Below are 12489 nucleotides of genomic sequence, written 5' to 3'. Positions count from 1 at the left end.
GCAAAAACACAAAAACTGGTTTAATTAAAAAAAAGAATTCCCTGGAAACAGGGTCATGGGAATCCTATGTCTATTTTCTAAAGCAAATTGATCAAACTACTTCAATTATTTAAAATCGGAATTGCTGGATTTTCCAAGGATGGTTTGAATCATGCAGTCAAAGGCAGTATCTTTCCGAGATATTACTTTAATTACGCGTTTCAAGATCCTATATGAGAAAAATCTTTACACTTATCCTGACTATTTTGGTAGTTGGGTTTTCATGGGCACAAAAGAGTCCTGATGAATTTCTTGGCTACAAAGCAGGAGAAAGGTTCACACCTCATCACAAGGTAGTGGCTTATTTTGAGCATTTGGCAAGCACTTTACCAAATGTGGAACTGGTGTACTATGGTGAGTCTGTAGAGCATAGACCACTTTTTGTTGCGATTGCCTCTTCTCCCTCCAACATTAGTAATTTAGAGCAAATCCGAAAAGACAACCTGATGAGAACAGGACTTCTGGAAGGATCTCCTAGTACAAAAGTAGCGATCAACTGGATGCAATATAATGTGCATGGTAATGAGGCTGTAGCTACCGAGGCGGCTATGATGACTTTTTGGGAAGTAGTCAACCCTAATAATCCACAAGGAAAAAATTGGCTTGAAAATCAAGTATTGATCGTTGACCCTTGTGCCAATCCTGATGGGAAAGATAGATATACAAACTGGTACAATCAAAAAGTAAACCACAGGCTACAGCCTGATCCTCAGTCTTCTGAGCATATGGAGCCTTGGCCAGGAGGTAGGCCAAACCACTACATGTTAGACCTCAACAGAGATTGGGCATGGCAAACACAAGCGGAGACTTTACAGCGTTTGAAACTTTATCATGATTGGATGCCTCATTTGTTTGTTGATTATCATGAGCAGGGTATCAATGAACCTTTTTATTTCGCACCCGCTGCCAAGCCTGTTCATGAGCAAGTGTCCCCTTTTCAGCATGAGTTTCAAGAGATTTATGGTAGGAATACAGCAGCAAAGTTTGATGAGAACAATTGGCAGTATTTTACCAAAGAGCGTTTTGATCTTTTGTACCCAGCCTATGGTGATACCTATCCAATGTATAATGGTGCTATTGGTATGACTATAGAAAAGGGTGGTTCAGGAAGAGCTGGTCTTGGAATGCTTAATGCATTTGGCGATACAGTGACCCTAGTAGAACGTATCATACATCAACATACGGCAGGAATATCTGCTGTGGAGGTTACAGCCCATCATTCAGAAAGATTGACAGACGAATTTTCTAAGTTTTTCAGGTCAAATAGTACAAGCCCAAGAGCAAAATACAAAAGCTTTGTAGTAAAAGCGGATCAGCATCCAGATAGGTTAGCAGCTATGCTGGATTTGTTGGACAAAAATAAAATCACCTATGGTTTTGCCGGAAATAAGTCAGGGTTACGTGGATTGGACTATATGACTGGAAAATCTGCTTCATTTTCTACTACTGAAGAAGACATTGTCATCAATGCTTACCAACCCAAATCGGTACTTGCTCAAGTCCTTTTTGAGCCAGAGGCAATACTAGAAGATAGCATTACTTACGACATTACAAGCTGGGCTTTGCCATTTGTATATGGTGTACAGGCATATGCTTTAGAGACCAGGCTTGATCCAGTCAAGAAGTTTGATAGCAAGCCTTTTGAACCTAATCAATTGGGCGATAAGCCACTGACTTACATTGCGCCATGGAATGCAACAAAGCATGCAAAGTATTTGGCAGCCTTATTGGATCAAGGGATGAGAGTAAGAATGGCTGATGCTGAATTTGAAATTAATCAAACTACTTATCCAGCAGGAACCTTGCTCATCATGCGCAATGGAAATCAATACATCAAAGACTTTGATCAAAAGGTGGTTGATTTAGCAAATAAGTTTGAAATCACACTCGCTGTGTCCAACAGCTCCTTTGTAGACAAAGGCAAGGACTTTGGATCTTCGGATATCAGTGTGCTACGGGCACCGAAAGTTGCCATTATCGGTGGTTCTGGTACATCTTCATTGAACTTTGGAGAGTTGTGGTATTTCTTTGAGCAAGAGCTTGATTACCCAGTTAGTATTTTAGAAGCAGATATGTTGGGAAGAGCAGATCTTAGTAAATATGATGTGTTAGTGCTTCCTTCGGGAAATTACCTAAGTGGGTCTACTTTTACTAAGGTTCATGATTGGATCAAAGCCGGTGGTAAGGCTATTGCTATAGAAGGAGCTGTGGGAATGTTTGCAGACAAAGAAGGTTTTAGCTTGAGTATGTTTGATTCAGAGGATGATAAGAAGGCTTATCAAAAATCATCTTCAGATGTGGCAAAAAGTGAGAGAATTGAGCCATATACAGACAGAGAGCGAATGGGGATTTCGACATCTGCAGCAGGAGCAATATTTGAAGTAAAACTTGACCCTACTTACGCTTTGAACTTTGGTATGGGCAATAAGTACTATACCCTTAAAAATAATGGTAGAAGATATGCGTACCTCAATAATGGAGTCAATGCAGGGATCATTCCTTCTCTGGATAGCTACAGATTTGGATTCATTGGCAATAAACTTAAGCCTCAGATGAAAGAATCCATGGTTTATGGTGTCGAGTATCAAGGCCGAGGACAAATCATATACATGGTAGATAATCCAATGTTCAGAAGTTTTTGGGAGGCAGGAAAATTATTCATGGCCAATGCCATATTTGTCGTAGGTAATTAATTTCAAACAGGCTTACTTCAGTAGGAGTAAGCCTGTTTTTTTTTTTTTCTAAATGTATTAGATTGTATGCCATGCTGAACTTACACTCAGAATAGAACTATACAATCCTATCACATAACCTTATCAGCATAAAACAACTCCCTGAAAGGAAAAAATAAATCAAACCAAAGGCATCGCCTTGGTAAAGTTAACCAGCAAATCATCTGCCGTGCTGAAAAGCCTGTCCCGTCCCGATCTATCGGGGTTCGGGAGGCAGAATAGGGAAAGTGGAACTTTCAATGTTTTTATATAAAAAATCTGCCTTTAGGGCATAGTTATTGATATTTTGTCAAAAATGTTCGCATTATTGAAAATGAATTCATTAAATTAAACACATAATACTGATTACCCCATGAACAAGACCATTTACCTTGCATTGTTTGCTACCCTATTTTTTGTCAATGTAAGTCAAGCCCAAGAAAGTACAGAAGAAACAGGCTCACTTAATAGTGGGACTATCATTAGTCAGTTTGATTATTTACTTCGAATATCCAATAATTATCAAGAATATAAGGTGGTGAAAAAGACCAATCTTGATAAAATTAAGGCCAATGTTTTAGATTCATTGGGGGTTTTTGAAAAAGAACTTGCTGCCATACAGCAAACAGTAAAAGCGCAACAGGATAAAATCAATGAGTTGGAAGCTCAAGTCCAAGATACGCAAGAGGAGCTGGCCAAAGCAGAACAAGCAAGAGATAGCTTTTTCTTTTTGGGGCTTCCTATTCACAAGAGTTTTTATAACACTATCATGTGGACCATAGTAGCCGCATTGCTTGGAGCTTTTTTGTTTTTCTTGTATAAATTTAGCAGAAGCCATAAAGTGATAGCACTTTCTAGAAAAAACCTGGCCGAAACAGTAGAGGAATTTGAACAACATCGGAAAAATACCCTTGAGAGGGAAAGGAAGCTTAAAAGAGAATTGGTGGATGCCTTAAATGGAAGGTAATCAATGGATCAATTGCTAATTTCAATTAGCACATAATATTATACCCAAATAAAAAAGCCTCTGAAATGAATTTCAGAGGCTTTTTTATGATTTTACATTTGCGAATTAGGTGACAAGAATCAAAATCAACAAGATGATGATGATCGCACCTACAGAAAGGTAAACACCACCGCCAAGTTCCTTGGCTTCTTTTTTCATTTCTTTGAGTTCCTCTCTGACTTCTTTTCTCTCAGCTTTGCTCATATCAGCGAAGTCCATAGCTTTGATTTCATCAACTCTCGTGTTGATTTCTTCAAGTCGAAGTTGTTCCTCAGCAGTCAGCTCAGGTTGATCTTTTTTGCTGTCTTTAGCCATTGCTGCTGGAGCAAAAGCCGTAAACAAAAACATAACGGATAAAAAGTACGTGATCTTTTTCATTTCGTTTGGTTTTGGTGAATAATTAAGTCTAAAATGAAGATCTCTCCTCATGTATTTGGAAGAACTCCAATAATCAGACCAGAGTTTAGAATTTATTGATTAAAGTTGTGTTTAATTCACTTGTTTTCGCTTTAATGCACTATGAAAGCGTGATTTTTGTGCTGATTGTATGATGTGACAAGACCCAATCAAATGGGTTTTTCCAGATAGGTCTTTTATTTTGGCTAAATGCTCGCATGGAAATCGATTTTAAGAAAAAGCCTTGGAGGGTTCGCTCTAAATTAAATCTTTTACAATAGAAAAAGAATAATCCAGGAATGGTTTCTTTGCTTGGGGATTTTATAAACGCTTTCCTTATAAATGCTCATTTTAGATCAAACCCTTTTAATTATTATTTGTAATTTAGCTTTCCAGTTTGGTAGCCTTATATACTAAAATTCTAAATTTGATTCATCTAAACCCTTGAAATATGCCTTCTAAAGGAGATAAGAAACTTTTCTTGTTAGACGCTATGGCGTTGATATACAGAGCACATTTTGCATTTAGTAAGAATCCCCGGATCAATTCCAAAGGGCTTAATACAGGAATCATGTTAGGATTTACCAACACCTTATTAGAGGTTTTGGAAAAGGAGAAGCCTTCACACATTGCAGTAGCTTTTGATACCAAAGCTCCAACATTCAGACACGTACAATTCACTGCATATAAAGCAAATAGGCAGGAGCAGCCTGAGGACATTGAAATTGGTATTCCTTGGGTCAAACGTATCATTGAAGCTTTTGATATTCCTATTCTCGAATTGGATGGCTATGAGGCAGATGATATCATTGGGACGATTGCTAAAAAAGCTGAAAGAACAAGCTTTCAGGTATACATGATGACTCCTGACAAGGATTACGGTCAGTTGGTGGATGAGCACATTTTTCTGTATAAACCCGCTTTTATGGGTAATGGCGTAGATATCATGGGTCCAAAAGAAGTATGTGCCAAATGGGATATTGAGCATGTAGATCAAGTTAAGGATATTTTGGGTCTGATGGGTGATGCCGTAGATAATATTCCTGGGATACCAGGGATTGGAGAAAAGACAGCCGTAAAGCTACTGAAGGCGTATGGATCAATAGAGGAATTGCTCAAAAACACCCATGAGCTCAAAGGAAAGCAGAAAGAAAATGTTGAGAATTTTGGACAACAGGGGTTGCTTTCAAAGGAACTTGCTACGATTAGTTTGGATGTGCCTGTTAATTTTGATGAGCCTTCTTTGAAGTACAATGGGCCAAAAGAAGATGAGCTTAAAGCACTTTTTGCGGAACTTGAGTTTAGGACATTAACACAGCGTGTTTTTGGAGAAGCAATCAAGAAGCCCAAAATTAATGTAAGTGAACAGCTTGGACTTTTTACAGGACCAGCAGATACACCTGCTATAGAAGATGAGGTGCTTTCAGAGGAAGTAAATCCAATTCCAGAGCTGCAGCAACATGATAGTATATTGACTACAGCGCATGATTATCACAAGGTAGATGGAGAGGAAGCAATTGCTGAGCTCATAAGTTTTCTTGATTTGCAAAGCGAAGTTTGTTTTGATACAGAGACTACTTCATTGAACCCCAATGAGGCGGAACTCGTTGGCTTGTCTTTTTCCTATGTGGCTGGTGAAGCATTCTATGTTCCATTCCCTGAAGATCAAGAAATGGCCAAGTCGAGGCTTGAATTATTCAGAGATGTTTTTGAAAATGAAGGAATCACCAAAATTGGTCAGAATGTAAAGTATGATATTTTGGTGTTGAAAAATTATGGTATTGAAGTAAAAGGTAAGCTCTATGATACGATGCTAGCCCATTACCTCATTGAACCAGAAGGAAAGCACTCTATGGATTGGTTGGCGCAGCAGTATCTACATTACAAGCCAGTTTCGATAGAATCTTTGATTGGAAAAAAAGGTAAGAATCAAGGAAATATGCGTGATGTCAATGAGGATGAAGTGACGCAATATGCGGCGGAGGATGCAGATATCACGATGAGATTAAAGCAGACATTTGACCCTCTGATCAAAGAAAGTGGTGTAGAGAAGCTCCTTGACGAAGTGGAAAGTCCCTTGATCAATGTACTTGCAGCAATGGAGTTTGAAGGAGTGAGGATAGATACCGATAGTTTGGCAAGTATGTCTGAAGTGCTGGATGCGGAGAGTAAGGAGATCGAAAAGCGCGTTTACGAGCTAGCAGGAGAGCCATTTAACTTGGCTTCACCAAAGCAACTTGGTGAAATACTTTTTGTCAAACTAGCACTAGATCCCAAAGCAAAAAAAACCAAAACTGGGCAATTTGCTACTGGTGAGGAAGTACTTAGCAAAATGGCCGGCGAGCATGAGATTGCAGCAGCTATTTTGGATTATCGACAAATGGTCAAGTTGAAGTCCACCTATGTAGATGCACTTCCAACCATGATCAATCTCAAAACAGGTAGAATTCACACCACCTACAATCAGTTTGTAGCAGCCACAGGAAGACTTTCTTCCATAAATCCCAACCTACAAAACATTCCAATAAGAACAGAGCGAGGCAGGGAGATTAGAAAGGCATTTGTCCCAAGGGATGAAAATCATGTGATTTTGGCAGCAGATTATTCTCAAATTGAGCTTCGAATCATGGCGGCATTCGCCAAGGATGAGTCCATGATGGAAGCTTTCAAAAATGGTAGAGACATCCATGCTACCACAGCGGCCAAGATTTTTCAAGTTCCATTGGATGAAGTTACTTCTGATATGAGAAGAAAGGCCAAGACAGCGAATTTTGGGATTATTTATGGAATATCAGTATTTGGACTTTCTCAAAGGCTAAGTATTCCTAGGTCAGAGGCCAAGGAGATAATTGACTCCTATTTTAAGGAGTTTCCAGCTGTAAAGCAGTACATGGATGATGCAGTTGAAAAGGCAAGAAAGCAAGAATATGTAGAGACAATATTGGGCAGAAGGAGGTATTTGAGAGATATCAATAGTAGGAATCAGACCATGCGTGGTTTTGCAGAGCGCAATGCCATCAATGCTCCGATTCAAGGTTCGGCCGCTGATATCATCAAAGTAGCCATGATTCAAGTCCATGAATGGATGATTGCGCAGCAACTGAAATCTAAGATGATACTCCAAGTGCATGATGAATTGGTTTTTGATGCGCATAAAGATGAAGTGGAGGTTTTGAAAAAAGAAATACCAGAAATCATGTCCAATGCTATTAAAATTGCTGTACCTCTAGAAGTTGAAGTGGGAGTAGGAGCAGATTGGCTGGAAGCGCATTGATGAGGAGAGGAGCGATAGAAGGGAGAAGCGAGAGACGAGAAAGTACTAAGTACAATGTACAAAGTACATTCAATCTGCAATCTAAAATCTAAAATCAACATGTCTAAAACAAAAACTTCATTTTTCTGTCAAAATTGTGGTGCTCAAAGCCCTAAGTGGTTAGGGAAATGCCCAGCTTGTGGAGAGTGGAATACTTATGTAGAAGAGATTGTGGAGAAGGAAACTTCAGGTAGGGGGACTTGGAAGCAGGCAAATCAAAAAGAGAGAAGAACTTCAATACCAAGAAGGTTGCAAGAGATCAATTATGAAGAGCAACCAAGGCTGGTCACAAATGATCAAGAGCTTGATCGAGTACTTGGAGGAGGGATAGTTCCAGGTTCATTGGTCTTGATAGGCGGAGAGCCTGGGATTGGAAAATCTACCTTGATGCTTCAGATTGCTTTGATGTTAAAGCAAACCAAAGTGTTGTATGTGTCGGGAGAGGAAAGTGAATCCCAGATCAAGATGCGAGCAGAACGAATGCCACTTAATTCTGAGAATTGCTACGTACTATCTGAAACTAATACACAAAGTATTTTTCAACAAATCGAACAGTTGAAACCCGAGATTTTGGTGATTGACTCCATACAAACACTCCATAGCAAGCATGTAGAATCAGCTGCAGGGTCAGTAAGTCAGGTACGTGAGTGTACTGCAGAGCTGATGAAATTTGCTAAAGAAACGGGGACTCCCGTATTTCTTGTAGGACACATCACCAAAGATGGAGCTATAGCTGGCCCGAAGGTTCTGGAGCACATGGTAGATACTGTTTTGCAATTTGAAGGCGATAGGCATTTGTCATACAGAATCCTTCGTACTTCCAAGAACCGCTTTGGCTCAACGCATGAGTTGGGTATCTATGAGATGCGATCCGAAGGGCTACGTACTGTTTCTAATCCTTCCGAGATTTTGCTTACGCAAAGAGAAGAGCTACTCAATGGAGTCGCCATTGGTGCTATGTTGGAAGGGAATAGGCCGTTGTTGATTGAGATTCAGTCCTTGGTAAGTCCAGCCACTTATGGTACACCCCAGAGAAGTAGCACAGGGCATGATGCGAAGAGATTGAACATGTTACTTGCCGTTTTGGAAAAGCGAGGAGGGATGAGACTAGGGCAACAGGACGTATTTTTAAATGTAGCTGGAGGATTGAGAGTGGATGATCCTGCCTTGGATTTATCGGTATGTGCATCTTTGATATCTTCCTATGAAGATACACCTGTACCAGCAGATATTTGTTTTGCCGGAGAGGTAGGTTTAGGAGGAGAGATTAGGGCTGTGAATAGGATTGAAAACCGTATAGCCGAGGCCGAAAAGCTTGGTTTCAAAAGGATTTTGGTTTCAAAATATGCTGTAAAAGGCATTGATTTAGAGAAATTCAAGATAAAAGTAGTACAAGTCACAAAGCTTGAGGAGATGTATCAGGGCTTATTTTTGTAAGTGTTTTAATGTTTTTCAAATTATAACAGAGGATTTGAGGTTTATGTAGTTTAATTTTTAATAAAATAATACTGTCATCCGACTAAAATCAAAAATACTATAAAATAGCCCTTGGTGTTTAAATTAGGTGGAATTTTTCGAATCTCCCCCCCCCCCCTGCTTTAAACCGAATACTTCAAGTGGTACTATTTTCAGATCCCTTTCCAAACCTGACAATCTACCTGATCTGACAAGCTTTATCAGGGACATATAGGAGCACATTTTAATGGCTGCCAAGTTTACAATTGTAACAAACTGTTCAGCCTCTTTGCACTGCCTGCGAATTACCGAAAACAATAAATTGGCTATCAAAGCTATCCAAACCTGTGTTTTGAGCCCTTCCAAGCTGTCCGAGTAAAAATATCCCAATTCGAAGTTTTGCTTCAACTGCTTGAACAGATTATGTAATGCTTTACATAACAAATTTCGCACCTTCAAAACCGATCTGGACCTTAGACCGATTTACCATAAAAATGATGATGCCACCATGGCACATCTACATCTGGGAATACTTGCATATTGGATAGGCAATACAGTGAGGTATCAGCTCAAACAGAATGGTATAAAAAGTCGCTGGGTTGAAATAGGAAGAATAGGCAACACACAAAAGGTCATCACTACTTCGGGAAAAAACACCTACGATAAAATCATTACTACACGCAAGTGTACAGTTCCAAATAAAAACCTAAAAGAAATCTACGACATCCTTCAGATCAAACTCAAACCGTTTACAAAAAGAAAATCCGTAGTACACAAACTTGAACTCAAAAAAAAACACAAATACCCAAATTACAGCTACTTACAGTCGGATAGCTTCAATCTGGGTTAAATCCCTATACCCTGCTAGACAAACTTTTTGTAGAAATGAAAACAGTGTATTTGGGCCGATTTTCGAATGTTCTAGCGCATGCAATGAGTTCACTTTCTGTCATGGTTTACAGCCCACCTACCAAATTTGTTTTGTGTGTTGGGAAGGCTATTATTTTTCACTTGCACTATTTGATGGAAAACTTAGAAGATCTAAGATAGTCTCTCCATTAAAAAGCCTCCCCAATAAACAGGTAGAAACCCGAACCTTCGGCGGTTAGCGCATAATCAATTCGGGTGTAAATGTCTTTTTTTGGAAAAAGTAAGAACCTCAATCCACCACCAGCTGACCAAACGATATTGTTTAGGTTAAGATTGGAGAAATCTGGAAACACTGTTCCTAAGCCACCGAATACTGCTGCACCAATGCGGTTTGAAAATCCGAGTGGAAGAGGTAAAAAGCGCATTTCTACCTGTGAAGCGATTTGATTTTTGTCTCGAAACCTTCCGAGATAATACCCCCTCATCATCGATTCCCCACCCATCAGCGCAAGTTGATTGAAAGGTACATCTCCAGTATTGAACTGCCCTAAAACTTGGGCAGCTAAAACATTGCGCTCACCTATAGGTTTGAAAATTCTCGTGTCTGATATGATCGTATTGAAGCCAAAGGAACTCAGTGCTGGGGCATAGCGTAAAAAGGCTAATTCTGAGAAAAGTCCATCTCTTACATTAAGCACGTTATGTCTATTGTCGTACACGATTCCAGCACCTATACCAAAATTAGTCGATCCATCACTTCCTAAGGGAAGTTCATAACTTGGGGCATTTGCAGTGGTTTTAAAATCTACAGCTGCTAATTTCTGAAAATCAAACTCCACTCCTGCAAACAGGTTTTTCCCAACTTTTCTTAAGACCCGCTCTTTTATCAAAACTTGATTGGCATCCACAAGGGCTAGATATTCAGGAGAAGTACCCATTCCGATTCCATAGTATTTCAATGGAAAGCTTTGGGCCCTGATATTTCCTAAAAAGAACCACTTATTTTTATCTGTGTATATGGCGTGATCTAGTAAAAGGCCATATTGGTTTTCTAAAGTAGCAAAAGTGAATCCATTGATTTCGCTCAGCCTATTGGTTGTGTCTCTTTTGGTGTAATAAACGTAAAGTGTTGAGAAACCAATCTCCCAACTAGTTTCAGGAGTATAAGCTAAAGTTGGATATACTAAAAATTGTGGCTGACTTATTTCTGAAGTGTCATTCAGTACCTTGTTAAGATATCTTTTGACAAAAGACTGACCATTGGTAACCTGGTAAATCGATAAAAAGAAAATTAGAGTTAAGGTTTTTTTCATAAAAGAAAAAGAGTGGATTAACTATGGTTCACAATCCAACGGCTAAATTTATGCTTTACTTTGATCTAGCATTTTTAAACAAACAGCTTTAAAAATTTCAACATTTGAAAATTTTAAAGAAGCATAAAGTGATCAACGCAATTAACCAGATTAAGTTATTTAAACCTTACAATTTTACCATGTGACTTTGATGTCATTTTTTCTGGAATTGAAGCTGTAATTTCCTTGTAAAGTAATTCGACCAATTTTTGCTTCAAGAAGCTTCTTGTCAAAACAATACTCACCTCGCGAGTAGGTTCTTCCCCATCAAATGTTCTAAGCCTTGATTTTTCCTTTTCATTCATGGACAAAGTGGCAAGTTCTGGCAATAAAGTAACTCCTTTGTATTCGTTGACCATATTTTTCAAGCCTTCCAAAGATCCACTTTCGTAATGAAAGTTCATTTTTTGAAATTTGTCTTGGTTACAAAGATTGAGTACTTGGTCTCTAAAGCAATGGCCTTGTTGTAAAACCCAAAGGTCAGTAGAATCCAAATCTTCGATGCTAATTTTTTCTTTTGATAATAGTGGATGATTTTCTGAAATGTAGGCATAGAATTTTTCATAGAACATAGGCTTTTCTACTATTCCATTTTCTTCCACGGGTGTGACGATAATTCCAAGGTCTATTTCATCATTTTTAAGCTTTCTGATCACTTCCTCCGTTATCATTTCCTCTACCTGAAGCTGTACTTTGGGGTATTTTTCTATGAACTTTTTGATAAATCTGTGTAAGAGATATGGTGCTAGCGTAGGGATAATTCCCAACTTGATAACCCCACTGATATCTCCCTTGAGCTGGGCCACAAGTTCAAAAATTCCTTTGCTATGAGAGACGACTTTTTTAGCCTGCGCTATGATCTGAGCACCAGTTTCTGTTGGTATTACAGGCATTTTTGACCTGTCAAAAATGATCACATTTAGCTCCTTTTCCAGCTTATTGACTTGTGCACTAAGGGTAGGTTGAGTCACAAAGCAAGACTCTGCGGCATGGCCAAAATGTCTATGCTTGTCTACTGCGAGAATGTATTCCAATTGTTGGATTGTCATTGCGCTAAATTTGGATATAGTTGAATAATGCTTTGATACCCGTTTCAATTAAATCTGATTGATTAAATCCTCTAGTTGAAATTCGGGCTATAATCCGTGGTGCTTTCGAGCCACAAATATAAAAATCTTTTTGCTTTATTTAGATTTGATTTAAATAATGATTAATTTTGCCCTGCACAAAATCAAAGCACTGCAATAGTACAATACGCACTATTCATTAGTCCTTTAATGGATTTGACACAAGAAGTGATGAATGTACAATGTGTCAAGAACTTGATAAAAATTGAATTAAATAGCT

7 protein-coding genes and 1 pseudogene are annotated in these 12489 nt (G+C 38.8%); 5 read left to right on the top strand and 3 right to left on the bottom strand.

Translation table 11 applies throughout. From position 1 onward, the window contains the following. Nucleotides 1-212 precede the first annotated feature (212 nt). Together MM239_RS16900 and MM239_RS16895 are read left to right on the top strand one after the other, a co-directional pair. Nucleotides 213-2732, top strand: a complete 2520-nt coding sequence (locus MM239_RS16900; RefSeq protein WP_241349433.1) for a M14 family metallopeptidase — start codon at nucleotides 213-215, stop codon at nucleotides 2730-2732. A gap of 391 nt (nucleotides 2733-3123) precedes the next feature. Further along, nucleotides 3124-3717, top strand: a complete 594-nt coding sequence (locus MM239_RS16895; RefSeq protein WP_241349432.1) for a hypothetical protein — start codon at nucleotides 3124-3126, stop codon at nucleotides 3715-3717. 105 nt (nucleotides 3718-3822) lie between these two features. On the opposite strand, the gene MM239_RS16890 is transcribed toward MM239_RS16895, so the two are convergent. Further along, on the bottom strand, nucleotides 3823-4134 hold the full coding sequence (locus MM239_RS16890) for a hypothetical protein (RefSeq protein WP_241349431.1): 312 nt from the start codon (nucleotides 4132-4134) through the stop codon (nucleotides 3823-3825). Between the two features lie 469 nt (nucleotides 4135-4603). Between MM239_RS16890 and polA the strand changes: the two genes are divergently transcribed. The 3 genes and pseudogenes from polA to MM239_RS16875 form a co-directional block, all read left to right on the top strand. Next, on the top strand, nucleotides 4604-7426 hold the full coding sequence (gene polA, locus MM239_RS16885; protein WP_241349430.1) for a DNA polymerase I: 2823 nt from the start codon (nucleotides 4604-4606) through the stop codon (nucleotides 7424-7426). 99 nt (nucleotides 7427-7525) lie between these two features. After that, complete coding sequence (gene radA, locus MM239_RS16880) at nucleotides 7526-8902, top strand: DNA repair protein RadA (RefSeq protein WP_241349429.1); 1377 nt, start codon at nucleotides 7526-7528, stop codon at nucleotides 8900-8902. Between the two features lie 451 nt (nucleotides 8903-9353). Beyond that, nucleotides 9354-9754: pseudogene (locus MM239_RS16875) on the top strand (IS1634 family transposase); the annotation flags it as partial. A 224-nt stretch (nucleotides 9755-9978) separates the two neighbouring features. Here MM239_RS16875 and MM239_RS16870 read toward each other — a convergent pair. Beyond that, nucleotides 9979-11103, bottom strand: a complete 1125-nt coding sequence (locus MM239_RS16870) for a BamA/TamA family outer membrane protein (protein ID WP_241349427.1) — start codon at nucleotides 11101-11103, stop codon at nucleotides 9979-9981. A gap of 155 nt (nucleotides 11104-11258) precedes the next feature. Then, nucleotides 11259-12191 (bottom strand): hydrogen peroxide-inducible genes activator, encoded by a 933-nt coding sequence (locus MM239_RS16865; RefSeq protein ID WP_241349426.1) that lies wholly within the window; start codon nucleotides 12189-12191, stop codon nucleotides 11259-11261. Nucleotides 12192-12489 lie beyond the last annotated feature (298 nt).

The organism is Belliella filtrata (assembly GCF_022549775.1).
Lineage (GTDB): Bacteria > Bacteroidota > Bacteroidia > Cytophagales > Cyclobacteriaceae > Belliella > Belliella filtrata.
The sequence above is the reverse complement of the archived record's forward strand: the minus strand, read 5'-3'. Positions and strand labels throughout refer to the sequence as shown.

What these genes read in the sequence shown, in the direction of transcription:
- polA (WP_241349430.1), top strand. Translation starts at nt 4,604, where the DNA reads ATGCCTTCTAAAGGAGATAAGAAACTTTTCTTGTTAGACGCTATGGCG.
- MM239_RS16900 (WP_241349433.1), top strand. Translation starts at nt 213, where the DNA reads ATGAGAAAAATCTTTACACTTATCCTGACTATTTTGGTAGTTGGGTTT.
- MM239_RS16890 (WP_241349431.1), bottom strand. Translation starts at nt 4,134, where the DNA reads ATGAAAAAGATCACGTACTTTTTATCCGTTATGTTTTTGTTTACGGCT.
- MM239_RS16870 (WP_241349427.1), bottom strand. Translation starts at nt 11,103, where the DNA reads ATGAAAAAAACCTTAACTCTAATTTTCTTTTTATCGATTTACCAGGTT.
- radA (WP_241349429.1), top strand. Translation starts at nt 7,526, where the DNA reads ATGTCTAAAACAAAAACTTCATTTTTCTGTCAAAATTGTGGTGCTCAA.
- MM239_RS16895 (WP_241349432.1), top strand. Translation starts at nt 3,124, where the DNA reads ATGAACAAGACCATTTACCTTGCATTGTTTGCTACCCTATTTTTTGTC.
- MM239_RS16865 (WP_241349426.1), bottom strand. Translation starts at nt 12,191, where the DNA reads ATGACAATCCAACAATTGGAATACATTCTCGCAGTAGACAAGCATAGA.